The sequence below is a fragment of the Streptomyces sp. NPDC002467 genome (assembly GCF_042889825.1).
In the GTDB taxonomy this organism is placed as follows: Bacteria; Actinomycetota; Actinomycetes; order Streptomycetales; family Streptomycetaceae; genus Streptomyces.
Genome location: NZ_JBIARJ010000015.1, coordinates 89,828 through 113,438, shown reverse-complemented (window position 1 = coordinate 113,438; position 23,611 = coordinate 89,828). Strand labels below are relative to the sequence as shown.

The 23,611-nt window shown below is 71.3% G+C and carries 24 protein-coding genes; 10 read left to right on the top strand and 14 right to left on the bottom strand.

Features of this window, described 5'->3' with window-relative positions; translation table 11 throughout:
* Positions 1-285 precede the first annotated feature (285 nt).
* The gene (locus ACFYYJ_RS28100) at positions 286-1,554 is read left to right on the top strand and encodes a PTS transporter subunit EIIC (RefSeq protein WP_385124748.1); all 1,269 of its coding nucleotides are present in this window, start codon (positions 286-288) and stop codon (positions 1,552-1,554) included.
* Between the two features lie 82 nt (positions 1,555-1,636).
* Here ACFYYJ_RS28100 and ACFYYJ_RS28095 read toward each other — a convergent pair whose 3' ends face one another.
* Positions 1,637-2,389, bottom strand: a complete 753-nt coding sequence (locus tag ACFYYJ_RS28095) for an MBL fold metallo-hydrolase (protein ID WP_384593156.1) — start codon at positions 2,387-2,389, stop codon at positions 1,637-1,639.
* Between the two features lie 217 nt (positions 2,390-2,606).
* Between ACFYYJ_RS28095 and ACFYYJ_RS28090 the strand changes: the two genes are divergently transcribed.
* Together ACFYYJ_RS28090 and ACFYYJ_RS28085 are read left to right on the top strand one after the other, a co-directional pair.
* On the top strand, positions 2,607-3,029 hold the full coding sequence (locus tag ACFYYJ_RS28090; protein WP_385363683.1) for a hypothetical protein: 423 nt from the start codon (positions 2,607-2,609) through the stop codon (positions 3,027-3,029).
* Positions 3,026-3,385: a DUF488 domain-containing protein gene (locus tag ACFYYJ_RS28085; RefSeq protein WP_385124746.1), complete on the top strand. Its 360-nt coding sequence runs from the start codon at positions 3,026-3,028 to the stop codon at positions 3,383-3,385. Before ACFYYJ_RS28090 ends, ACFYYJ_RS28085 begins: the two co-directional genes overlap by 4 nt.
* A 370-nt stretch (positions 3,386-3,755) precedes the next feature.
* Here ACFYYJ_RS28085 and ACFYYJ_RS28080 read toward each other — a convergent pair whose 3' ends face one another.
* The 7 genes from ACFYYJ_RS28080 to clpS form a co-directional block, all read right to left on the bottom strand.
* Positions 3,756-4,706, bottom strand: a complete 951-nt coding sequence (locus ACFYYJ_RS28080) for a PLP-dependent cysteine synthase family protein (protein ID WP_385124745.1) — start codon at positions 4,704-4,706, stop codon at positions 3,756-3,758.
* Positions 4,706-4,984 (bottom strand): MoaD/ThiS family protein, encoded by a 279-nt coding sequence (locus ACFYYJ_RS28075; protein ID WP_384758293.1) that lies wholly within the window; start codon positions 4,982-4,984, stop codon positions 4,706-4,708. The genes ACFYYJ_RS28080 and ACFYYJ_RS28075 overlap by 1 nt, the downstream gene beginning before the upstream one ends.
* Before the next feature lie 84 nt (positions 4,985-5,068).
* A complete protein-coding gene (locus tag ACFYYJ_RS28070; RefSeq protein WP_311736929.1) occupies positions 5,069-5,176 on the bottom strand; it encodes a putative leader peptide in 108 nt (35 codons plus the stop codon).
* Positions 5,177-5,253: 77 nt separating this feature from the next.
* Complete coding sequence (locus ACFYYJ_RS28065) at positions 5,254-5,676, bottom strand: Mov34/MPN/PAD-1 family protein (RefSeq protein ID WP_384758290.1); 423 nt, start codon at positions 5,674-5,676, stop codon at positions 5,254-5,256.
* A 77-nt stretch (positions 5,677-5,753) separates the two neighbouring features.
* Entirely contained in the window at positions 5,754-7,193 is a 1,440-nt protein-coding gene (locus tag ACFYYJ_RS28060; protein ID WP_389136480.1) for an amino acid permease, read from the bottom strand.
* Positions 7,194-7,542: 349 nt separating this feature from the next.
* A complete protein-coding gene (locus ACFYYJ_RS28055; protein WP_389136477.1) occupies positions 7,543-8,148 on the bottom strand; it encodes a DUF2017 domain-containing protein in 606 nt (201 codons plus the stop codon).
* Positions 8,148-8,462: an ATP-dependent Clp protease adapter ClpS gene (gene clpS / locus ACFYYJ_RS28050; protein ID WP_376658539.1), complete on the bottom strand. Its 315-nt coding sequence runs from the start codon at positions 8,460-8,462 to the stop codon at positions 8,148-8,150. Before clpS ends, ACFYYJ_RS28055 begins: the two co-directional genes overlap by 1 nt.
* Before the next feature lie 80 nt (positions 8,463-8,542).
* On the opposite strand from clpS, the gene ACFYYJ_RS28045 reads away from it, so the two are divergent.
* Both ACFYYJ_RS28045 and ACFYYJ_RS28040 read left to right on the top strand, forming a co-directional pair.
* Positions 8,543-9,871, top strand: a complete 1,329-nt coding sequence (locus tag ACFYYJ_RS28045; protein WP_389136473.1) for a nicotinate phosphoribosyltransferase — start codon at positions 8,543-8,545, stop codon at positions 9,869-9,871.
* A 197-nt stretch (positions 9,872-10,068) separates the two neighbouring features.
* Entirely contained in the window at positions 10,069-10,671 is a 603-nt protein-coding gene (locus tag ACFYYJ_RS28040; RefSeq protein ID WP_385365901.1) for an isochorismatase family protein, read from the top strand.
* Here the strand turns inward: ACFYYJ_RS28040 and ACFYYJ_RS28035 are convergent.
* Together ACFYYJ_RS28035 and ACFYYJ_RS28030 are read right to left on the bottom strand one after the other, a co-directional pair.
* A complete protein-coding gene (locus ACFYYJ_RS28035; protein WP_376658542.1) occupies positions 10,668-11,012 on the bottom strand; it encodes a hypothetical protein in 345 nt (114 codons plus the stop codon). The genes ACFYYJ_RS28040 and ACFYYJ_RS28035 overlap by 4 nt on opposite strands.
* 70 nt (positions 11,013-11,082) lie before the next feature.
* Positions 11,083-13,437 carry an immune inhibitor A domain-containing protein gene (locus ACFYYJ_RS28030; protein WP_385133313.1) on the bottom strand — a complete coding sequence of 785 codons (2,355 nt, stop codon included), beginning with the start codon at positions 13,435-13,437 and terminating at the stop codon, positions 11,083-11,085.
* A gap of 483 nt (positions 13,438-13,920) precedes the next feature.
* Here ACFYYJ_RS28030 and ACFYYJ_RS28025 point away from each other — a divergent pair, with 483 nt between their 5' ends.
* Positions 13,921-14,178, top strand: a complete 258-nt coding sequence (locus ACFYYJ_RS28025; RefSeq protein WP_385133287.1) for a hypothetical protein — start codon at positions 13,921-13,923, stop codon at positions 14,176-14,178.
* Between the two features lie 97 nt (positions 14,179-14,275).
* On the opposite strand, the gene ACFYYJ_RS28020 is transcribed toward ACFYYJ_RS28025, so the two are convergent.
* Positions 14,276-15,010 carry an RDD family protein gene (locus tag ACFYYJ_RS28020; RefSeq protein WP_385365902.1) on the bottom strand — a complete coding sequence of 245 codons (735 nt, stop codon included), beginning with the start codon at positions 15,008-15,010 and terminating at the stop codon, positions 14,276-14,278.
* A gap of 119 nt (positions 15,011-15,129) precedes the next feature.
* A complete protein-coding gene (locus tag ACFYYJ_RS28015; protein ID WP_389136468.1) occupies positions 15,130-17,061 on the bottom strand; it encodes an RDD family protein in 1,932 nt (643 codons plus the stop codon).
* A gap of 288 nt (positions 17,062-17,349) precedes the next feature.
* Here ACFYYJ_RS28015 and ACFYYJ_RS28010 point away from each other — a divergent pair, with 288 nt between their 5' ends.
* Positions 17,350-17,832, top strand: coding sequence for an SsgA family sporulation/cell division regulator (locus ACFYYJ_RS28010; protein WP_384733747.1), 483 nt, complete (start codon positions 17,350-17,352; stop codon positions 17,830-17,832).
* A 12-nt stretch (positions 17,833-17,844) separates the two neighbouring features.
* Here ACFYYJ_RS28010 and ACFYYJ_RS28005 read toward each other — a convergent pair whose 3' ends face one another.
* On the bottom strand, positions 17,845-19,236 hold the full coding sequence (locus ACFYYJ_RS28005; RefSeq protein WP_385365904.1) for an FAD-binding oxidoreductase: 1,392 nt from the start codon (positions 19,234-19,236) through the stop codon (positions 17,845-17,847).
* A 96-nt stretch (positions 19,237-19,332) separates the two neighbouring features.
* Between ACFYYJ_RS28005 and ACFYYJ_RS28000 the strand changes: the two genes are divergently transcribed.
* Positions 19,333-20,856 carry a tetratricopeptide repeat protein gene (locus ACFYYJ_RS28000; RefSeq protein ID WP_385133299.1) on the top strand — a complete coding sequence of 508 codons (1,524 nt, stop codon included), beginning with the start codon at positions 19,333-19,335 and terminating at the stop codon, positions 20,854-20,856.
* A 227-nt stretch (positions 20,857-21,083) separates the two neighbouring features.
* On the opposite strand, the gene hppD is transcribed toward ACFYYJ_RS28000, so the two are convergent.
* Positions 21,084-22,229, bottom strand: a complete 1,146-nt coding sequence (gene hppD / locus ACFYYJ_RS27995; RefSeq protein WP_385366721.1) for a 4-hydroxyphenylpyruvate dioxygenase — start codon at positions 22,227-22,229, stop codon at positions 21,084-21,086.
* Positions 22,230-22,381: 152 nt separating this feature from the next.
* On the opposite strand from hppD, the gene ACFYYJ_RS27990 reads away from it, so the two are divergent.
* Entirely contained in the window at positions 22,382-22,858 is a 477-nt protein-coding gene (locus ACFYYJ_RS27990) for an Lrp/AsnC family transcriptional regulator (RefSeq protein ID WP_385133304.1), read from the top strand.
* 85 nt (positions 22,859-22,943) lie between these two features.
* Positions 22,944-23,576: an ArsR/SmtB family transcription factor gene (locus tag ACFYYJ_RS27985; RefSeq protein WP_389136461.1), complete on the top strand. Its 633-nt coding sequence runs from the start codon at positions 22,944-22,946 to the stop codon at positions 23,574-23,576.
* The last annotated feature ends 35 nt before the right edge of the window (positions 23,577-23,611 follow it).

Sequence of the window (23,611 nt, the reverse complement as noted above, 5' to 3'; positions counted from 1 at the left end):
CGGGCCCTTCGGCCCGCGTACGAGGCCCTCGGACCATCGGTTCCGGGGGCCTTCGTCATGTCCGTAGGGCCGGCCGGCCGGGCGCGGGGCGACGACACGCCGAGTGTGGTGTAGACCACAGGAAATCGAAGGTTCCTTATCTATCCCTCACCGTGCTACAACTGGTCTACACCACGGATTGGTGTAGACCACGCGGGCCGGATATGGCCGCGGGACCACCTTTCAGAGACGTCGCCATCCCCCTTCTTTGTCCCCGGGCGACGCCTTGCCCAATGGAGGAAGCACATGTCCACAGCGACGGCTGCGGAAAAGAAGAAGGGCGCTGGCGTGATGGCCGTCATGCAGCGCATCGGCCGGAGCCTCATGCTCCCCGTCGCCGTGCTGCCTGCCGGCGCGCTCCTGCTCCGCCTGGGCGCGGACGACATGCTCGGGAAGGACACCTTCCCGACGTTCGTCAACAAGATCGCCGGCTACATGGCCGCCGGTGGCGGCGCGATCCTCGACAACATGGCGCTGCTGTTCGCCGTCGGCATCGCGATCGGCTTCGCGAAGAAGTCGGACGGCTCCACCGCCCTGGCGGCCGTCACCGGTTACCTGGTCTTCCAGAAGGTGCTCGCCACCTTCACCGACGGCAACCTGCCGAAGGTGGCGAAGGTCGTCGCCGGCAAGATCGTCGAGGTGGACGCCCCGGTCAACGCCGGTGTGCTCGGCGGCGTCGTGATGGGCATCATCACCGCCCTGCTGTACCAGAAGTTCTACCGGACCAAGCTGCCGGACTGGGCGGGCTTCTTCGGCGGTCGCCGTCTGGTCCCGATCCTCTCCGCCTTCGCGGGTCTGGTCGCCGGTATCGTCTTCGGTCTCATCTGGCCGGTCCTGGGCTCCGCCCTGCACGGCTTCGGTACCTGGCTGACCGGCTCCGGCGCCGTCGGCGCGGGTCTCTTCGGTGTCGCCAACCGTGCGCTGATCCCGATCGGCATGCACCACCTCCTGAACTCCTTCCCGTGGTTCCAGGCCGGCTCCTTCGACACCCCGACCGGTGCCGTCCACGGTGACATCGGCCGCTTCCTCGCCGGTGACCCGACCGCCGGACAGTTCATGACCGGCTTCTTCCCGATCATGATGTTCGCCCTGCCGGCCGCCTGCCTCGCGATCGTCCACTGCGCCCGCCCCGAGCGCCGCAAGGTCGTCGGCGGCATGATGTTCTCCCTCGCGCTCACCGCCTTCGTGACCGGTGTGACCGAGCCGATCGAGTTCACCTTCATGTTCATCGCCCCGGTGCTCTACGCGATCCACGCGGTCCTCACCGGTGTCTCCATGGCGCTGACCTGGGCGCTCGGCATGCGCGACGGATTCGGCTTCTCCGCCGGCGCGGTCGACTTCCTGCTGAACCTGGGCATCGCCGACAACCCGTGGGGCCTGGCCGCCGTCGGCCTCTGCTTCGCGGCGGTGTACTACTTCGTCTTCCGCTTCGCGATCACCAAGTGGAACCTCCCCACCCCCGGCCGCGAGTCGGACGAGGAGCTCGCCGAGCTGCAGAAGGCCGAGGCCAAGTAGCCGACCCGGTAACGCACGACGAAGCCCCCGCTCTCCCGGAAGGGAGGGCGGGGGCTTCGTCGTACGGACGTGGAGCCGCGGCTCAGACCTCGTACACCGCGCCGGAGTACGCCAGGTCGACCCGGCCGTCGAAGGCCGCGCGGGCGTCGGCCATGTTCTGCTCGGGGTCCGTCCACGGCGGGATGTGGGTGAGGACGAGCCGTCCGACACCGCCGGCGTGCGCGTACTCGCCGGCCTCCCGGCCGTTGAGGTGCAGGTCCGGGATGTCCTCCTTGCCGTGCGTGAAGGAGGCCTCGCAGAGGAAGAGGTCGGTGCCCTCGGCGAGCCGGGCCAGCTCGGGGCAGGCGCCGGTGTCCCCGGAGTACGTCAGCGAGCGGCCGCCGTGCTCGACGCGGATCCCGTACGCCTCCACGGGGTGGCTCACCCGCTCGGTGCGGACCTGGAACGGGCCGATCTCGAAGGTGCCGGGCTTCAGGGTGCGGAAGTCGAAGACCTCGCTCATCGAGCGCTCGTCGGGGACGTCGTCGTACGCGGTCGTCAGGCGCTTCTCGGTGCCCTCGGGGCCGTAGACGGGGATGGTGCCGCAGCGGCCGCCCTCGTGCCGGTAGAAACGGGCGACGAAGTACGCGCACATGTCGATGCAGTGGTCGGCGTGCAGATGGCTCAGGAAGATCGCGTCGAGGTCGTAGAGACCGATGTGGCGCTGGAGCTCGCCGAGGGCGCCGTTGCCCATGTCGAGGAGCAGCCGGAAGCCGTCAGCCTCTACGAGGTAGCTCGAACAGGCCGATTCCGCGGACGGGAACGACCCCGAACAGCCGACGACGGTGAGCTTCATGGAGCGTGAACCTCCGAGGACGGTCCGTGGACGGAATGCGGGCCGTGCGTGGGTCGAGCGTAAGGCGCGAACCGACCGGTCGCTCCTCCGCGGCAGGCCGTTGTGGGGGGAATCACCTGCGCTGTCACCCGGGGGAGCGACGCGGGGCACGGGCGTTGCCATGCCGTTGCCGTGCCGTTGCCGTGCCGGGTGGGGGTGGCGCGGCTACGGTCTAAACATGGACACGTCCTGGTGGCCCGCGGTGGCCGCGGTCGTGGCCGTCGCGCTGGTGGTGCTGGTCGCCGGGCGCCGCCGGCCCGGCGGCCGCCGCCGGTCTGCCCCGGCGCACGGGCCGGGCCCGGCGCCGCAGCCGCGGTCGGGCGAGCTGTGGAGGTTGACGGACGGCCGTACGTGTCTGGTCCTCGCGGTGGAATCGGTGCGGGGCCATCGTGCGCGGGTCGCGTGGATCACCGGGAAGTACGACGACCGGCGGGCCGGGGTGATCCCGCTGCCCCCGGGGACGCTGCGGGCGCAGGGACGGGCGAGCTTCCTGGAGGCGGACCGGCCGGCGGAGGTGTCGGTGTGGGAGTTCGCCGAGCGGGTGGGGGTGCTGGATCCGGCGATCTGGGACGAGATCAAGGGGCTGGGAGGCGGCCGGTGACGCGGGAACGGGTGATCAGGTTGCGGCGGGTGTACGAGGCTCCGGAGCCGGGGGCCGACGGCGTACGGGTGCTCGTGGACCGGCTGTGGCCGCGGGGGCTGTCGAAGGAGGCGGCGGGTGTGGACGAGTGGCCGAAGGCGGTGACGCCGTCGGCGGAGCTGCGGAAGTGGTTCCACGGGGGTGGCTCCGCGGACGGCTTCCGGCGGCGGTACGAGGCGGAGCTGGCGGAGCCGGTGGCCGTGGCGGAGCTGGCCCGCCTGCGGGGGCTCGCGGACGCGGGGCCGCTGACGCTGCTGACCGCGGTGCGGGACCCTGCGGCGAGCCACGCCGCGATCCTGGCGGAACACCTGTCCTGACCCCGCCTGGGGCGCGGCCCCCGGTCCCCCGCCGGCGCGGCTGGGTGGGCCCGGCTCAGCCGCCGGCGCGGCTCAAGAACCCGGGGCTCCGCCCCAGACCCCGCTCCTCAAACGCCGGAGGGGCTGGTTTTGGCTGCTGCCGTCCGCCAAGTGCCGCTGGTTGACCGTTGGGCTGGATTGCCCGCAGGGCAATTTCAGCCTCGCCGGCGATTGAGGCGCGGGGTCCGGGGCGGAGCCCCGGCGGCGGCGTCGCACCCGCGGACCCGGCCCTGGCACTGGCCTCGGCCGGGCCGCGGATGCGGATCGGCCCCGGGCCCCGGGGTGCACCGCGGGGTCCGGGGCCGAGCACCGGGGATGAAGGTCGGAGCGGTTACGCCCAGAGTTGGCCCTGGAGGACTTCGATGGCCTCTTCCGTCGTCGCCGCCGTGTAGACGCCCGTCGACAGGTACTTCCAGCCACCGTCGGCCACGACGAAGACGATGTCCGCCGACTCACCGGCGGCAACCGCCTTGCGGCCCACGCCGATCGCCGCGTGCAGGGCGGCGCCCGTGGAGACGCCCGCGAAGATGCCCTCCTGCTGGAGGAGTTCGCGGGTGCGGGTGACCGCGTCGGCGGAGCCCACCGAGAAGCGGGTGGTGAGCACCGACGCGTCGTAGAGCTCCGGTACGAAGCCCTCGTCGAGGTTGCGCAGGCCGTAGACGAGGTCGTCGTAGCGGGGTTCCGCGGCGACGATCTTCACGCCCTCCACGTGCTCCCGCAGGTAGCGGCCGACGCCCATCAGGGTGCCGGTCGTGCCCAGGCCCGCCACGAAGTGGGTGATCGAGGGCAGGTCGGCGAGGATCTCCGGGCCGGTGGTCGCGTAGTGCGCGCCCGCGTTGTCCGGGTTGCCGTACTGGTAGAGCATCACCCAGTCCGGGTGCTCGGCCGCCAGTTCCTTGGCGACCCGCACCGCGGTGTTCGAGCCGCCCGCCGCGGGCGAAGAGATGATCTCGGCTCCCCACATGGCCAGCAGGTCCCGGCGTTCCTGGGAGGTGTTCTCCGGCATCACGCAGACGATGCGGTAGCCCTTGAGCTTGGCCGCCATCGCCAGGGAGATGCCGGTGTTGCCCGAGGTCGGTTCCAGGATGGTGCAGCCGGGGTACAGGCGGCCGGACTTCTCGGCCTGCTCGACCATGTGGAGCGCGGGGCGGTCCTTGATCGAGCCGGTCGGGTTGCGGTCCTCCAGCTTGGCCCAGATGCGGACGTCCTCGGACGGCGACAGCCGGGGCAGCCGGACCAGGGGCGTGTTGCCCACCGCGGCCAGCGGGGAGTCGTAACGCATCAGACAGCGCCGCCGGCCACGGCCGGGAGGATGGTGACGTTGTCGCCGTCCTTGAGGGCGGTGGAGATGCCCTCCAGGAAGCGGACGTCCTCGTCGTTGAGGTAGACGTTCACGAAGCGGCGCAGCTGGCCGCCGTCGACGATGCGCTCCTCGATGCCCTTGTGGCGGGTCTCCAGGTCGGCGAAGAGGTCGGCGAGGGTGGCGCCTTCACCGGTCACGGCCTTCTCGCCGTCGGTGTAGGTGCGGAGGATGGTCGGGATGCGGACCTCGATGGCCATGGCAGGCTCCAGTGTCGTGAAAAAGGGGCGAGGAAGTGTGTGGGCGCGCGTTCGTGCGACCCCCGCGCGGAAGGGGCCCGGTGCTCAGGCGGCAGGACAGATGGCGCTGGCGAGGCGGCACAGGTCGACGTGCAGCCGCGCCACGAGCAGCAGCCTGCCGGGCGTCTCGATGCTCACGTCGTGGGAAACCATGCGGTCATGTTAACGATTCCCGGTCCCCCGTTTGGAGTGTGATCCCGCATCGTGGACGCGCACTGCTCACATGGTGGTCAGTAGGCCGCCACGACCTGCACTTCTTCCTCCGTGATCACGCCGTCGACGATCCGGTACGACCGGAACTGGAACTCGCCGAGGCCGTCCTCGTCCGCCGTGGAGACCAGGACGTAGTGCGCGCCGGGCTCGTTCGCGTAGGTGACGTCGGTGCGCGAGGGGTAGGCCTCGGTCGCGGTGTGCGAGTGGTAGACGATCACCGGCTCCTCGTCGCGGTCGTCCAGCTCGCGGTAGAGCTTCAGCAGGTCCTTCGAGTCGAACTCGTAGAACGTGGGCGACCGGGCGGCGTTGAGCATCGGGATGAACCGCTCGGGGCGGCCGGTGCCCGCCGGGCCGGCCACGACGCCGCACGCCTCGTCGGGGTGGTCCTGGCGGGCGTGCTCGACGATCCGGTCGTACAGGGCCTGGGTCAGGGTCAGCATGAGCGACAGGATAAGCAGACGGGCCCTTCCGTACCGAGGTGTGGTACGGAAGGGCCCGAATGGTGGACAGGGTGGCGCTACGAGGCCTTGGTGAAGGCGTCGGCGCGCGGGTTGCGGGCCTTCAGGGCCAGGTAGGACAGGCCCAGGATCAGGCCCCACAGCGGTGCGCAGTAGAGCGAGACCCGGGAGTCCTTGTCCATGCCCATCATGACGATGACCATGGCGATGAAGGCGAGGGAGACGTAGCTCGTGTACGGGGCGCCGGGGGTCTTGAAGCGGGAGGCGGGCAGTTCGCCGCGGTCGGCCTTGGCGCGGTAGCGGATCTGGCAGACCAGGATCACGATCCAGGCCCACATGCCGGAGATGGTGGCGAAGGAGACGACGTAGTCGAAGGCCTTGCCGGGGGCGACGTAGTTGATCCAGACGCCGACGAGCATCAGCGAGGCCGAGAAGGTGGTGCCGATGAGCGGCGTGCCGTTCTTCGTCAGCTTGGTGAAGACCTTGGGGCCCTGACCGTTGAGCGCGAGGTCGCGCAGCATGCGGCCGGTGGAGTACATGCCCGAGTTGCAGGAGGAGAGGGCGGCGGTCAGCACGACGAAGTTGACGATGGCGGCGCCGATGCCGAGGCCCATCTTCTCGAAGGCGGCGACGAAGGGGCTGACGCCCGGCTGGAACTCGTGCCACGGGACGACCGACAGGATCATGATCAGGGCGCCGACGTAGAAGACGGCGATGCGCCACGGCACGGTGTTGATGGCCTTGGGCAGGGTCTTCTCGGGGTCCTTGGACTCGCCGGCGGTGACGCCGACCAGTTCGACGGCGAGGAAGGCGAAGACCACGATCTGCAGGGTCATCAGGGTGCCGCCGAGGCCCTTGGGGAAGAACCCGCCGTCGTTCCACAGGTTGGAGACGGAGGCGGTGGCGGCGGCGTCGGAGAAGCCGATGGTGAGGATGCCCGCGCAGATCAGGATCATGCCGACGATGGCGGTGACCTTGACCATCGAGAACCAGAACTCCAGCTCGCCGAAGAGCTTCACGGAGATGAGGTTCGCCGCGTAGAGGACGACCGTGAAGATCAGCGCGTACGCCCACTGGGGGAAGCTGTCGCCGGTCCAGTAGGACATGTACTTGGCCGCGGCCGTCACCTCGGTGATGCCGGTGACCACCCAGAACAGCCAGTACGTCCAGCCGGTGGCGTAGCCCCAGAAGGGGCCGAGGAACTCGCGTGCGTAGTCGGAGAACGACCCCGCGACCGGGCGGTACATGAGCAGTTCGCCCAGGGCCCGCATGATGAAGAAGATGATCACGCCGACGATGGCGTAGGCCAGGATCAGGCTCGGTCCGGCCTTGGAGATGGCCTTGCCGGCGCCCAGGAAGAGGCCGGTGCCGATGGCTCCGCCGATCGCGATCATCTGGATCTGGCGGGCGCCGAGAGCGCGGTGGTATCCCTCGCCACCCTCGGCCGGTGCGCCCTCGCCGGGCGTCCTGTCGTTCTGCTCGACCTGCACAGAGGTCATGTCTTGGTGCGCCTTTCTCCACGCCGACCCGCGCCTTCATTGGCTGCGGATCGGGTCCTCGATCCCCCCGGATACGGATGGAGTTGCACGCCGGCGATCAGCCGGTTCAAGCGGGCCGCGGAACAGGGGTGGCGTCCCGGCGGTCGTGAAGATTTATCACGCCATTACGGGCGGTCGAGGGGGTGGAATGTGGCGCAGGACACCGGAAATCCGGGACAAGGGGGCAGAAATGCATCAGATCACCGCAGCGCGGTGATCTGATCGTTATCCGGATTTGAGCGTCCGCTGAGCGAACGGGTCGGGGCTTTGAGGCTCCCCTGAGGGTCCCGGGGCGATCTCCGGGCTCTCCTCAGAGGGTCTCGATGAGGGTCTCCTGGAGGCCGCCCAGCCAGAGGTACGCCATCACCATCGGCTTGCGCGGATCGTCGTCCGGCAGCCGGAAGAGGGCCGCGCTCTCGTCGTCCTCGGTGATGTCGAGGCGGGACGCGATGGTCAGGCGCAGGTCGTTGAGCGCGCCGAGCCAGCGCAGCGGCAGTTCGCCGGTCAGCTCCAGCACCGCCGCCCCGTCGCCGGCCGGGGTGAGCCCGTCCAGGCTGCGCACGACGGAGAGGGCGTCGTCGCGCTTGCGGCTGCGCAGGTCGTTCTCCGTGAACCGGCGGAACTCCGCCGCCCGGGCCTTCAGCTCGGCCGCGTCGACGCCCTCGTCGCCGCTGCCGTCCGGGGAGCCGTAGGCGTCGGGGAAGAGCCGGGCCAGCGCGGGGTCGCTCGGGGGCTCGGAGGGCCCTTCGGCGAAGAGGGCGGCGAGCGGGTCGGCGTCCTCGGCCGGCTCGGGCTCGCCGGGTCCGATCAGCTCCAGCAGCTGGACGGCCAGGGAGCGCAGGATGGAGATCTCGATCTCGTCCAGCGCGATGGCGGCTCCGCCGCCCTTGAGTGCCTCGAAGGTTCCGCCGCCCATCAGACGCGGTCCTGCGAAAGGGTCGCCCACAGGCCGTAGCCGTGCATGGCCTGCACGTCGCGCTCCATTTCCTCGCGGGTGCCGCTGGACACGACCGCCCGCCCCTTGTGATGGACGTCGAGCATCAGCTTGTGCGCCACGTCCTTCGAATAGCCGAAGTACGCCTGGAACACGTACGCCACGTAGCTCATGAGGTTGACCGGGTCGTTGTGCACCAGGGTCACCCAGGGGACGTCGGGTTCGGGGACCGCGAAGGTCTCTTCGGCCGACTCGGTGCGTTCGATCTCAATGGGAGCAACACTCACTCGTCCCATGCTGCCACCGTAACGGGGTCGTCGCACAAACGGGTCCTACATCTCGTCACTTTGACGAAATGTGCGCTAGCATCCGTGTCATGAACCCTGCGGACCTGGGCCTGCCGGTGGACGTCCCGTCGACAGCGCTCTTCACGGACCATTACGAGCTGACGATGCTGCAGGCCGCCCTGGCGAACGGCACCGCCGACCGCCGCTCGGTCTTCGAGGTATTCACCCGGCGGCTGCCCGAGGGACGGCGCTACGGCGTCGTCGCCGGCACCGGCCGGGTGCTCGACGCGGTGGAGAACTTCCGCTTCGACGGCGCGGTGCTGGAATTCCTGCGCGAGCGGGCCGTCGTCGACATGCGGACGCTGGACTGGCTGGCCTCGTACCGCTTCTCGGGCGACATCTGGGGCTACCCGGAGGGGGAGGTCTACTTCCCCGGCTCGCCGATCCTGCGGGTCGAGGGCAGCTTCGCCGAGTGCGTGCTGCTGGAGACGGTGATCCTGTCGATCCTCAACCACGACTCGGCGATCGCGGCGGCCGCCTCCCGCATCTCCTCGGCGGCGGGCGACCGACCGCTCATCGAGATGGGCGCGCGTCGCACGCACGAACTGGCGGCGGTCGCCGCCTCGCGGGCCGCGTACGTGGGCGGCTTCGGCTCCACCTCGAACCTGGCGGCCGGCTTCCGGTACGGGATCCCGACGGTCGGCACGAGCGCGCACGCCTTCACCCTGGTGCACGACAGCGAGCGGGACGCCTTCACGGCGCAGGTCGCCTCGCTGGGCCGCGGGACCACCCTGCTGGTGGACACCTACGACGTGGCCGAGGCGGTCCGTACGGCCGTCGACGTGGCCGGTACGGAGCTGGGCGCGGTCCGCATCGACTCGGGCGACCTGCTGCTGGTGGCGCACCGGGTGCGGCAGCAGCTGGACGAGCTGGGGGCGACCTCGACGAGGATCGTGGTCACCTCGGACCTGGACGAGTACGCCATCGCCTCGCTCGCGGCCGCCCCGGTGGACGCGTACGGGGTGGGCACGCAGCTGGTGACGGGCAGCGGGCACCCGACGTGCTCGATGGTCTACAAGCTGGTCGCGCGGGCCGCCTCGGCGGATCCGAAGGCGGCGCTGGCGCCGGTGGCGAAGCGGTCCAAGGGCGGCAAGACGTCCATCGGGGGCCGCAAGTGGGCCGCGCGGCGCCGTGACGCGGACGGTGTCGCCGAGGCGGAGGTCGTGGGGACCGGGCCGGTCCCGTCGGCCCTGGCCGACCACCAGCTGCTGACCCAGCTGGTCAAGTCCGGCGAGGTCGTGGCCCGCGAGCCGCTGGAGGCCGCGCGGGACCGGCACCGGGCTGCTCGCGCCGGTCTCCCCCTGTCCGCCACGCAGCTCTCCCGCGGCGAGGCCGTGCTCCCGACCGAGTACGCCTAAGCCCTGCGGGGCCGCCCCCGGGGCTCCACCCCGGGCCCCCGCGCCTCAAACGCCGGCGGGGCTGGATGTGGCCCCCGCCGTCCGCCGGGCGGGGCCGGGGTTCAGCCCCGCCGGCGTTTGAGGCGCGGGGGTCTGGGGGCAGAGCCCCCAGCAGCGGGCCCGCACCGTTCTCACCGCCAAAGCGAAGGGCACCGAACATGCACCGCGCACTGATCGTCGTCGACGTACAGAACGACTTCTGCGAAGGCGGCAGCCTCGCGGTGGCCGGCGGCGCCGACGTGGCCGCCGCCGTCACCGAGTACATCGGCCAGGCCACCCCCGCCTACCGGCACGTCGTCGCCACCCGGGACCACCACGTCGACCCCGGGTCGCACTTCGCGCACCCCCCGGCGCAGCCGGACTACGAGACCTCGTGGCCCGTGCACTGCGTCGCCGGGACCGAGGGCGTGGGCTTCCACCCGAACTTCGCGCCCGCCGTGGCGTCGGGCGCCGTGGCCGCCGTGTTCGACAAGGGCGCGTACGAGGCCGCGTACAGCGGCTTCGAGGGCGCCGACGAGAACGGGGACACGCTCGCCGAGTGGCTGCGCGCCCGCCAGGTCACCGAGGTGGACGTGGTCGGCATCGCCACCGACCACTGCGTGAAGGCCACCGCCCTCGACGCCGCCCGTGCCGGCTTCGCCACCCGCGTCCTGCTGGACCTGACGGCGGCCGTCGCCCCCCACACCACGGAGAGGGCCCTGGAAGAGCTCCGGACGGCCGGGGTGGACCTCGTGGGCGGGGAGCGGCTCGCGGCCTCCTAGGTGCCCAGCAGGGCCCGGATGGGGTGCCAGAGCTCCTGGGCCCGGTCGGGGGCCCCGCGCCACAGGAGGCCGTCCGGGTGGTGCAGGACGGCCGTGACCTCGTCCGGGGTCGGCGGGTGCGCGTTGCCCCGCAGGTACACGGCCCGCATGCCGTGGTTCCGCAGCCTGGTCAGGGCGCGGGCCCGGTTCGCGGCGTGTACGAGCACACGGACATTTCCGCCCTCTCCGGACGGCCTCGGCAGTGTGAGCGCGACCACCACACTGCCGCCTGGCAATCTGACGAAACCTCCACCGGGCACGGCTGTCATCTCCCCCGTCAATAAGAAACTCGTACCGCGCATCTAAACGCGATCGGCCGCCGCCCGCTAGAGGGCGACGGCCGATCATGCTTTGACCTGCGGTTTTACCGAATCACTTCGCGGCGGGGCCGACCTCGACGGTCATGACCTGACCGTCGTACGTCTCCTTGGCGATCTTGATCTTGGTGTTGGTGTCAGTGACCTTCACCGAGCCGGTCGGGTTCTCCTCGTACCAGTACTTGCCCTTGTGGTCGTCGAAGACCAGCTGCGCGGGCTTCGGCTTGAGGAAGAGCTCCTCGCCGTTCTTGTGCAGCGTGATCGCGTCCGTCGAGTAGGCGCTGAAGGCCGCGTCGTACGGCTGGATCTTGTTGCGCAGCAGGGTGCCGTCGGCCCACTTCATGGGCTTGGCGTTGGCGTCGATCGGGAGGATCAGACCGGAGCCCGGGTGCTGGCTGGTGTTGTTGTCCTTCTGGGAGGTGTCCCAGAGCCAGATCAGCAGGCCGTCCTGGTAGGCGTAGTGCTCGACCCAGTTCGGCTTGGTGTTGGCGAAGCCGAAGTTGTACGGGCCCACCTTGAGGGTGGAGTCGTACGAGACGTAACGGCGGTTCTCCGCCAGGTAGTACTGGTCGTACTCCTTGGTGAAGCCGTTGCCGATGCGGGAGAAGCCCTTGCCGGTCCAGCCGTTGTCGCCGTTCTCGGCGCCGTCGGTGAACAGCGGGGCGCCGTCCGCGGTGAGGGTCATGGCGTCGGCGGTGAAGCCCTTGCCGCCCGCGCCGCCGTCCGTCTGGTAGCGGAAGCGGAGGTCGACCTTCTTGCCCGCGTAGGCGTCGAGCGGGAAGTTGAGGTTCTTCCAGGCGCCCGAGACACCGGTCAGCGACGGGCTGCCGGAGGCGTCGGCCGGGATGGCCGTGCCGTCGGCGGTACCCGCGAGGGCGGTCCAGGTCGCGCCGCCGTCCGTGGACACCTCGGTGTAGAGGAAGTCGTAGTCGGCCTCGATGTCCCACCAGCCCTTGAGGGACAGGGCGGCGGACTTCTTGCCGGTCAGGTCGACCGACCGGGTGAGGGTGTTCTTGAGGTCGTCACCCATGTTGCTCCACCACTGGGTGGCACCCTCGGCGGGAGCGGTGACCTCGGTCTTGACCTGCTTCTTCGGCAGCTCGACGACCAGGGCCTGCTTGTCCTTGGTGTTGAACTCCGAAACGCCCAGCTTGTGGGTGGACTTCGTCGCGGCCTTGGCCTTGTCGTAGTTCAGCCAGCCCAGCTGGAGCTTGTCCCAGGCGGTCATGTCGCCCGGCATGTCGCCTATGGAGTCCTTGCCGGTGCCGAGCCAGGAGCCGGCCGACATCAGGGACCAGAAGCCGACCGAGTTCTCGCCGCCACCGGAGGTGTCGTAGAGGTCGGGCAGGCCGAGGTCGTGGCCGTACTCGTGCGCGAAGACGCCGAGGCCGCCGTTCTCCGGCTGCATCGTGTAGTCGCCGACCCAGATGCCGGTGTTGCCGATCTGGGTGCCGCCGGCCTTGTTGTTCGCCGGGCCGGTCTTGCCCGCGTCGGTGCCGTAGGCGTACCAACGGTGCGCCCACAGCGCGTCCTTGCCCTGGACACCGCCGCCGGCCGACTCGTCCTCGCCCGCGTGGACGATCTGGAAGTGGTCGATGTAGCCGTCGGGCTCGTTGAAGTTGCCGTCGCCGTCGTAGTCGTTGCGGTCCCACTGGTCGTACTGCGCCAGCTGGGCCTTGATCTGCTCGTCGGTCTTGCCGGCCTTCTTCTGGGCCTCGACCCACGCGGTGACGCCGTCGCGGACGGTGTCCCACACGTTGCCGCAGTTGCTCTGGCCGCAGTAGTTCGAGCCGTAACGGGCCTCGTTGTACGGGACCTTGACCCAGTCGGCGACCTCGCCGTCGACCGAGTAGCGACCCGAGGAGGTCTTCTCGTAGTAGGTCTTCAGCGAGTCCTTGCCGGAACCGGACGCGAAGTACAGGTCCTGGAAGTACTGGCGGCTGAAGTCCTTGCGCCAGGCCGTGCTGTTGTTGCTCGCGCGGTCGGGCTGGGCGATCGTGTTGTGCAGCGGACCGGGGGTGCCGCCGTACTTCGGGACGGCCGGCTTGGGGCCGGGGCCGTCCGGGTCGAACATGGTGGTGTTGTCGACCTGGTCGCCGAACTCGACGAGGATCGTGAAGATCTTGTCGGTCTTCTCGCGGCCGAGCTCGACGTACTTCTTGTCGTCGAGCTTGACGACCTTGGAGGCGCCGCGCTGCTCGACGTTCTTCTTGCCCTTCAGGACCTGGTCCAGGGCGGCCTTGCGCTGCGCGGCACGCTGCTCGCTGAACGGGCCCTTCAGGTCGTGCTCGACCACCTTCGAGGGGGCGGTCGGGTCCTGGCGCTCGGCGGCCGAGACGTTCGGGGCGTGCTCGACGGCCTGGGCCGCGGTGACGGCGAAGAAGGTGGCGCTCGTCGCACAAGCAGCCATGGTGACGCCGATGGCCACGACGCGCAGGGCGCGCTTCCGGGCGGAGTTGCTGGTCACTTGATGTGTTCCCCTCCCGCGGCCGCATGGACGGTCGGAACGTCTCCATCGGAGCAGGGGGGTTCCGCGCGGCGCGCGTCTCAAGTGACGACATTTGACCGGACGGACGAGAGAAAAGACAGACCTTGACTTGTTCCTTACAACTGCACTATGCGGGCAGCGAGTTCCGCTATCCGGACGTTCCGCTCCCATCCGGGGCGAAGGTCGCTTCCCGTCCGGGCATTTGGTGTTTTCCGGGCCCGACTTCCCCCGCGGACCGGGGACGTGGTGAGGAAAATGACCCCCGTGCGCCCCCCGTGCTCCGGCACCGTGGGTTAGGTCACGCTTACCGGCCGTTCCGCTCGGGCATCTCCCGTCGTAGAGTCACTTGACGCGCGACCTTAGTTGAGCCGACTCCCCCTCCCCTCCCTGAGGACGGATATCGCCATGCCGCGTCCGACTGCCGCACAGCTCGCCTACGGGTCCGCCACCGTCATCGTGTCGACGATCGCCATGCTGCTGCTCTCGCAGACGAGCACGGGGCTCGGAGTCGCGGTCATCTCCGCGGCCGCCCTCGCCCTCGGTCTGCTCGTCGCCGTCACCGTGCCCTCCCCCGGGCGACGCGGACGCCACGCGACCCGCACGGGCGCCGCCCCGGCCGGCGTCGTCGCCGAGGCCGTCGCCGAACAGCCCGTGCACCACTGATCCGTACGACGCGGAGCGGGCGGCCTCCCCAGAGGGAAGACCGCCCGCAGCGTGGTGCGCGCCCGTGCCCGTGTGCCGCTGTGCCGGTGCCGGCCGGCTAGGTGGTGACCTGGACGACCACGGTCTTGCCCACCTTGTCGTGAAGGCCCTGCCGGTACGGCTTGTCGACGAGGATCGAGACGATCAGCGCGAGCGGCCACAGACAGAAGCAGCAGATCAGCGTCGGCAGCCAGAGCACCGCGGCGCGTGACAGGGCCGGGCCGTTCTGCGGGACGCTGCCGTCGTTGAGCATCGCGACGCGCAGGCCCAGCGCCTTCTTGCCGATGGTCTGGCCGTTCTTCTTGGTGAACAACCAGTCGTAGCCGACGTAGGCGACGATCGAGATCAGGGTCATCAACAGGCCGCTGCCGCTGTAGGACTTGGTCACGATCTCCGTGACGTCCTCGCCCTTGTTCGTCTCGACCGTGTAGCGGTTGCGGTCGCCGATGGCCAGCTGGATGAGGAACAGCGGTACGGCGACGATGATCACGTCGATGACGCGCGCGCCGAGCCGCTTCCCGAAGTCGGCGAGCGGGGGCATGCCGGCGAGCGGATCGGGCATGCCGTAGCCGCCGCTCCCGCCGTACGGGTCACCGCCGTAGGGGGGCGGCGGGGGCGGGAATCCGCCGCCGCCCGCGCCGGGGCCTCCGGGGGGTGGGGGCGGATAGCCGCCGGCTCCGGGGGGCGGCGAGTCGTACGGCGAACCACCCGACGGCGGCGTCGGTTCCTGGGGCTTCTTGAGGAACGGGTCGTCCTCTGGCGGCTCGCCCGGCGGCGGCTGGTCGGTGCTCATGGCCCGAGTCGAACCCGGCTCCGCCACCCCCGCAACGGGACGGCGTCCGTTCGGGGGACGGGCCGTGCGGGGGACGGGCGGTGGGGGGGGGACGGGCGGTGGGGTCCGCCCCCTCCGCTTCAGCGTGACACGTAGGTCTTGGCCGCCTTGTCGTGCCAGGCCTGGCGGCGCGGGCGGTTCGCGAGGCAGGCGAGGCTGCCGGGGAGGCCGAGGAAGGCGTACACGAGCCAGCGGCGCAGGGCCGCGCCGAAGCGGGGCGGGCGCAGGGTGGCGGTGGCCAGCACCCTGACCCCGAGGAGCCCCTTGCCCGGGGTACGGCCCCAGCGGGCGGTGGGCAGGACCTCGTAGAGGATCCCGAAGAGGAGGACGGCCCCGAGGACCAGCGCGAGTTGGCCGGTGATGGTGGCGTCGAGGAGCCAGACGGTGGTGGCCCGGCCGCTCGCGCGGGCGGTGTCCACCTTCGCCTGGACGTGGGCGGTGGCCCCGGGGAGGAGCGGCTGGGCGGCGGCGTACGCGGCGGCGGCGTACACGAGGGAGTCCAGCACGCGGGCGGTGAACCGCCGTCCGAGTCCGGCGGGGCGAACGGCGTGCTCGGCCATCCGCTCGAAGACGTCCCTGGGCGTGTCGGCGCGGGGCGCGTCTGCCACGCGGGGCGGCGCGGAGTCATCGGCGGGCCGCCGTGTCCCCTCGCGGGACGGGGCGGCATCCGCGGGCTGCGGCAGCACCGGCCTGGTACCCGCGGGGCGCGGCGGCCACGCCTCCTCCGCGCGGGGCGGCCCGGACGGGGCGGACGCTGCGGGCCGTCGCGTGTCCTCGCGGGGCGGCGCCGTTGCCCCGCGGGGCGGCGCGAAGTCGTCAGCGGGCTGCGGCAGCACCGGGCGGGTGCCCGCCGCGCGCGGCGGCCACGCCTCCTCCGCGCGGGGCGGCCCGGACGGGGCGGACGCTGCGGGCCGTCGCGTGTCCTCGCGGGACGGGAAGTCCTCGGCGGGGCGCGGCGGGGAGTCCTCGGTGGGCTGCGGGGGCAGTGGGCGGGTGCCGGCTTGGCGGGGCGGCCACGGGTCGTCCGGGCGGGGCGGGCCGGGCTCGCGGCGGGGTTCCGCCTCGGGCCAGGAGGACGTCATGCCGGACATGGAGGCCCCGGCGGCTTCGGGCCAGGCGTGGATCGGTGCGGGCGCGGCGGGAGGGGTTCCGCCGGGGCCGGGCGGGCGCCGGGACGCCTCCTCGGCCGCCGAACGGTTCCAGGGGTCGGAGGGGAGGGCCCGGTCGTGTTCGGCGCCCCGCGGGGCCGCCCCGGCGTCCTCCCGTCCCCGGCGGAGCGGGGCCTCGGCGCCCGCCGGACCCCCGAAGTCGAACCCCGAGCCCTGCGGCTCCCCGCCCCGGCGCAGCGGCGCCTCCGAGCCCACCGGGGGCGCGGGGTCCAATCCCCGCCCCCGCGGCTCCGGGCCGCCCCGGCGGAGCGGGGCCTCGCCGCCCGCCGGACCCCCGAAGTCGAACCCCGAGCCCTGCGCCTCCCCGCCCCGGCGCAGCGGCGTCTCCGAGCCCACCGGGGGCGCGGGGTCCAATCCCCGCCCCCGCGGCTCCGGGCCGCCCCGGCGGAGCGGGGCCTCGGCGCCCGCCGGACCCCCGAAGTCGAACCCCGAGCCCTGCGGCTCCGGGCCGCCCCGGCGGGGTGCCGGCTCCGTGTCCGCCCGGCCGCCGACGTCGAGCGCCGCGCCCTCCCCAGCCCGGTGGGGCGGGAGTTCGGGGTCCTCCCGGAGGGGCTCGGCGACCGGGGGTCGGGCCAGGGAGACGCCCGGCCGGGGTTCCTGGGACCCCCAGGAGACGCGGCGGTCGCGCGGGCCGCCGAAGCCCGCCTGGTGGAGCGGATCGGCCTGCCACACCGCCGGTTCGTCGAGGAACACCGGCCCCGTCTCCTCGGAGCGCGCGGCCGGTACCGCCGCGGCCGGTACCGCCGCGGCGGGGCGACTCGTACCCGGCACCCAGGACAGGCCGTTCCAGTAGCGGACGTACCCGGGGATGGACGGATCCGGGTAGTAGCCCTCGGGGGCCACGTGCTCTCCGTCACCAGGGGAGGCCGTCAATGTCCCCAACTCCGATCGTGGCTTGAGGCTTGCGCAAGGGAGGACCATAGCCAAGAACCCCTGTGCGGTAGGGGTGGTAACGGGAGAATCCAAACCTTCGGGCGAATGTTTCGTACGGCGACTTTCGGTCAGCCGACAGAATTCGGCCAATCTCCCCACCTCGTGCCCGAAGTCGCGTCATACCCCGGCGCATCCGCGCTCTCTCCGGGTGTGGGGCCAGAACCCGGCCCCACAGCGACACCCCGAAGTGAGGCCGTCATGCACCACCACCCCGTCATCGAGCGCGAGCTGGAACTCAAGCTGGTCCTGTCCCCCGAGCGCAGCGTCCCCGTCCCCGCGCGGCTGCTCTACCTCACCGACGACCCGTATGCCGTGCACATCACCTTCCACACCGGCTCCAACACCCCCGTGAACTGGACCTTCGCCCGTGAGCTGCTGGTCGAGGGGGTGTTCCGGCCGTGCGGTCAGGGCGACGTACGGATCTGGCCCACCAAGGTCGACGAGAAGGCCGTGCTCTGCATGGCGCTCAGCTCGCCCGACGGCGACGCCCTCCTGGAGGCCCCGGCCACGTCCGTGTCGGCGTGGCTGGAGCGCACCCTGCGCGTCGTCCCGCCGGGCACCGAGGCGGAGCGGCTGGGCCTGGACGACGCCCTGGCCGAGCTGCTCGCCCCGACCCCGGCCGACGAGTTGTGGCTGCGCGATCCGTGGCCCTCGGACGAGTCGGGCGACGGGGACGCGTGACGCGTGGTGCGGTCAGAAGAGCTTGCCGGGATTGAGCAGGCCCTGCGGGTCGAAGGCTGCCTTGACCGCCTGCTGCATCTCCAGCCCCACCGGCCCCAGTTCGCGGGCCAGCCATTCCTTCTTCAGCACTCCCACGCCGTGCTCGCCGGTGATGGTGCCCCCGAGCGAGAGGCCGAGGGCCATGATCTCGCCGAAGGACTCGCGGGCCCGCCGCGTCTCGTCCTCGTCGGCGGGGTCGAAGCAGACGATCGGGTGGGTGTTGCCGTCGCCCGCGTGCGCGCAGACCCCGATGAGCAGGTCGTGCGCACGGGCGATGGCGGCCGTCCCGTCGAGCATCTCGCCGAGCCGCGAGCGCGGTACGCACACGTCGTCGATCATCGTCGCGGGCTTGAGGGCCTCCAGTCCCGGGAAGGCCATCCGGCGGGCCTGGAGCAGCAGTTCGGACTCGGCCTCGTCGTCGGCGGGCACGACGGCGGTGGCCCCGGCGGCCTTGCACAACTCCCCCACCGCGGCGAGGTCCTCGGGGGCGTGCGGGGTGTCGAAGGCGGCCAGCAGCAGCGCTTCGGTGGCCTCGGGCAGGCCCATCTTCCCGAGCGCGTTGACGGCGCGGACGGTCGTACGGTCCATCAGCTCCAGCAGCGAGGGGGTCAGGCCGGCCTCCATGACGGCGCAGACGGCTTCGCAGGCGGCGGCGACGGAGGGGAACTCGGCGGCCAGCACGAGCTGCCGCGGCGGGGCGGGGCGCAGCGCGAGGACGGCCCGGACGACGATGCCGAGGCTGCCCTCGGAGCCCACGAAGAGCCGGGTGAGGTCGTAGCCGGCGACTCCCTTGGCGGTGCTCCGGCCGGTGCGCAGCAGCCGCCCGTCGGCCAGGACCACGTCGAGGCCGATCACGTACTCGGCGGTGACCCCGTACTTGACGCAGCACAGGCCCCCGGCGGCGGTGCCGATGTTGCCGCCGATGGTGCACTGCTCCCAGCTGGAGGGGTCGGGAGGGTAGTACAGGCCCTGTGCGGCGACGGCGCGGGAGAGGACGGCGTTGACGACGCCGGGTTCGACGACGGCGATGCGGTCGACGGTGTTGATCTCCAGGATGCGGTCCATCTTGACGAGGGAGAGCACGATGCAGCCGTCGGAGGCGTTGGCTCCGCCCGACAGGCCCGTACGGGCGCCCTGCGGGACGACGGGGATCCGTAGCGCGGTGGCCGTGCGCATCACGTGCTGGACCTGTTCCACGGTCCTGGGCAGGACGACGACGGCCGGGTTTCCGGCGGCGCAGAAGCTCGCCATGTCGGTGGCGTAGGAGGCGGTCACCCCGGGGTCGGTGATCACCGCCTCGGCGGGGAGTCCCTCCAGCAGGCTCGCGCGCAGACGGGCCGATCCGTTGTCCACATCGTCATCCATGTGCCCAGAGTGGCAGTCGGGGCCATCGGTGTGAACACGGCCGCGACGCTCTTCGGACACCGCGGCGAACTCTTCATATTGACGCACAGTGACTCCATGGAGCGTATGGACATCGTCGAGGAAGCCCAGCAGCCTGCGCCGCCCGTGACCTTCACCGGTCGCAAGACGCTCGTGCCGGCCGCGGTCGCGGTGGTCCTGATCGCCGGGGCCCTGCTGATCAGGCCGGCCAAGGCCGGTGACGACGCCCGCCCGCCGGGGCCGAGCGAACGGGCCGCGTCGGCGGTCGGCATGGGCGCGCCCGTGGCCGCGGTGGACCTGACGGCTCTGGTCGCGGACCGCGAGAAGTGGCTGGAGAAGCACGCGGACGACGAGGCTTCGTGGGCGGTGCTCGGCGCCGCCTACCTGGAGCAGGCGCGGCGCACGGCCGATTCGGGCTGGTACCCGAAGGCGGAGAAGTCGCTGAAGCGGTCGCTGGAGCTCCGCCCGGCCGAGAAGGGCAACTTCGAGGCGATGACGGGCATGGGCACCCTCGCCAACGCCCGCAGGGACTTCGGGACGGCGAAGAAGTGGGGCGAGCTCGTACGGGCTCAGGCGCCGAAGCAATGGTCGGCGTACCCGGTGCTGGTGGACGCGTACTCGGGGCTCGGCGACTACAAGGGCGCGCAGAAGGCGATGGAGCGGCTGCAGGAACTGCGGCCGGGCCTGGTGGCGTTCGTACGGGCCTCGCAGGTGTACCGGGACCGCGGCTGGCGCGAGGACGCGGCGCTGGCGATGGAGCAGGCGGCCGGTGACGCGAAGAGCCCGGCGGAGAAGGCGTACGCGCTGTTCCGGCTCGGGGAACTGTTCTGGGAGCGGGGCGAGACGCAGCAGGCGCTGGACCACTACGAGGGCGCCCTGCGGGCCGACCCGGCGCAGGCCCAGGCGCTCGGCGGCCGGGCCCGGGCGCTCGGCGCGCTGGGGCGGGGCGGCGAGGCGGTCCGGGACTACCGGCTGGCACTGGGGCGGGCCCCGGTGCCGCAGGTGGCGCGGGAACTGGGCGAGCTGCTGGAGTCGCTGGGCCGCGGGGAGGAAGCGCGGGCGGCGTACGACATGCTGGGCGGACTGGCGGCCCGGGACGGCACGAACGGGGTCGACGACGACGTGGTGCTGGGCCTGTACGAGGCGGACCACGGCGATCCGTCGGCGGCGGTGCGGCGGCTCTCGGAGGAGTGGTCGCGGCACAAGAGCGTGCAGGTGGCGGACGCGTTGGGGTGGGCGCTGCACAAGGCGGGCGAGGACGCGGCGGCGCTGGAGTACGCGACGAAGGCGACGGAGACGGGGCTGCGGAACGCGGAGTTCTCGTACCACCGGGCGATGATCGAGCGCGGGCTCGGCGACGAGGCCGCGACCCGCCGCCACTTGCAGGAGGCCCTGCGCACGAACCCGGGCTTCTCGCCGCTGCGGGCCCCGCTGGCGAAGGAGGCGTTGGCGGCGATCGCCGCGCCGCCGCCGGGCGGTCCGGAGAACATCCTGCCGACGAAGCCGTGGGTGGCCCCGGAACTCCCGAAGCCGAAGCCGGTGGCGAAGCCGGTGTCCAAGCCCGCGCCCAAGCCGAAGCCGAAGCCGTCTGCCACGCCGTGACGGGGCCGCGACCCTCCCCTCGCGGGGCCGCGACCCCCTCCGGGCCTCAAACGCCGGCGGGGCTGAAATTGCCCTGCGGGCAATCCAGCCCGGCCGGCATCTCAAGCCCCGCCGGCGCTTGAGGCGCGGGGTTCGGGGCGGAGCCCCGGGAGTGGTGCCGCGCGCGCAAGGGCGGGCCCCCCGGCGGCCGATCGGCGGCGGCAGCCAGGGGGCCCGGTCGGCGCAACCTACAGGTTGCCCCGCTTCGCCTGCTCCCGCTCGATCGCCTCGAACAGGGCCTTGAAGTTGCCCTTGCCGAAGCCCATCGACCCGTGCCGCTCGATCATCTCGAAGAAGACCGTCGGCCGGTCCTGAACCGGCTTGGTGAAGATCTGCAGCAGGTAGCCGTCCTCGTCGCGGTCGACGAGGATCTTCAGCTCGCGCAGGGTCTCCACGGGAACCCGCGTCTCGCCGGCCCACTCGCCGAGCGTGTCGTAGTACGAGTCCGGCGTGTCCAGGAACTGCACGCCCGCCGCCCGCATCGACCGCACGGTCGCCACGATGTCGTTGGTGGCCAGCGCGATGTGCTGGACGCCCGCGCCGCCGTAGAACTCCAGGTACTCGTCGATCTGCGACTTCTTCTTCGCGATCGCCGGCTCGTTGATCGGGAACTTCACCTTCAGGGTGCCGTCCGCGACGACCTTCGACATGAGCGCCGAGTACTCGGTCGCGATGTCGTCGCCCACGAACTCCTTCATGTTCGTGAAGCCCATGACCTTGTTGTAGAAGGCGACCCATTCGTTCATGCGGCCGAGTTCGACGTTGCCGACGCAGTGGTCGATGGCCTGGAAGGTGCGCTTGGCCGGGGGCTCGACCATCGGGTCGACGGCGACGTAGCCGGGCAGGTAGACGCCGGTGTAGCCGTCGCGCTGCACGAGCGTGTGGCGGGTCTGGCCGTAGGTCGCGATGGCGGCCATCGTCACCGTGCCGTGCTCGTCCTTGACCTCGTACGGCTCGTCCAGGCCGCGCGCGCCGTGCTCGACGGCGTACGCGTACGCGGCGCGCACGTCCGGGACCTCGATGGCGAGGTCGATCACGCCGTCGCCGTGGGCCGCGACGTGCTCTTCGAGGAAGCGGCCGTGGTCCGTCGTCGCCTTGATGACCGACGTCAGGACGAAGCGGGCGCCGCCGTTGGTCAGGACGTAGCTGGCCGTCTCGCGAACGCCGTTCTCCGGTCCGGAGTACGCCACGAGCTTCATGCCGAAGGCGGTCGAGTAGAAGTGCGCGGCCTGCTTGGCGTTGCCGACGGCGAAGACGACCGCGTCCATGCCCTTCACCGGGAAGGGGTCTGCCTCACGCGCGGTGGTGGGGGTGGTGTCGAGGGTCTCAGTCATGAGCGCAGAGTCCCGCCGATCCACAAGCTGCGCAATAGTTTCGATTTCTGCTGTACATGTTGACCAGCTCAGCCGCAGGATGACTGAAAGATCTGCGCACTATGACCACCCTCGGACCGCTCGCGGACCGCTCACTCGCCACGGAGGCACCCATGGGTATCGACGATCTCGACGGCCGTCTCATCGTCCTGCTCGCCCGCGAGCCCCGGATCGGGGTGCTGGAGGCCTCGCGCCGGCTGGGGGTGGCCCGCGGGACGGTGCAGGCCCGTCTGGACCGGCTCCAGTCGAACGGGGTCATCCGCGGCTTCGGTCCGCAGGTCGATCCGGCCGCGCTGGGGTACCCGGTGACGGCCTTCGCGACCCTGGAGATCAAGCAGGGTCAGGGCGCCGACGTACGGGCCCATCTGGCCGGGGTGCCCGAGGTGCTGGAGCTGCACACGACCACGGGGCAGGGGGACATGCTGTGCCGGCTCGTGGCCCGGTCCAACGCCGATCTGCAGCGGGTGATCGACCGGGTCGTCGGTTTCGAGGGGATCGTCCGGGCTTCGACGGCGATCGTGATGGAGAACCCGGTGCCGCTGCGGGTCATCCCGCTGGTCGAACAGGCGGCGGAGGACGGCGAACGCTGAGCCGCCGTTCCGGAGGGAGGGGTTCCAAAGAAAGCGTTGCAAAAAAACCGTTGCATAGAAGTCTTTGCAACTCTACTGTCATGCCATGCCCGAGAAGCCCGAGCCGAACAGGCCCGCCCAGCCCTCCCAGCCCGTCGAGCCCGTCGAGCCCGTCGAGCCCAAAGTCCGGACCCTCGACGCCCGTTCACTGCGCGGCCTCGCCCACCCGCTGCGCATCCGCATGCTCGCCGCCCTGCGTCAGGACGGGCCGGCCACCGCCTCCCAGCTCGCCGAGCGGCTCGGGGAGTCCAGCGGAGCCACCAGCTACCACCTGCGCCAGCTCGCCGCGCACGGGTTCGTCGAGGACGCGCCCGAGCACGGCAAGGGCCGCGAGCGCTGGTGGCGGGCAGCCCACGACGGCACCCAGTTCGACGAGTCGTTGATGTACGACGGCGACCCGGAGACCCGCGGCGCCGCCGATGCCTTCCTGCACGAGATCGCGACGATCCACACGCAGGAGATGAGCACCTACCTCGGCGACGCCCACACCTGGTCCAGGGAGTGGCGCCGCGCCTCGGACCTCAGTGACTTCACCCTGCACCTGACGCCCGAGCAGAGCCTCGAACTGATCCACAGGATGCACGACCTGATCAACAGCTACCGGGACCTGCCCCCCGTCGAGGGCATGGAGACGGTCCGCGTCCACTCGCACGCGTTCCCCCGTCGCAGCGGCAAGTAGCCACACCCCGGCCACGCCGCCGCACCGCCACACCC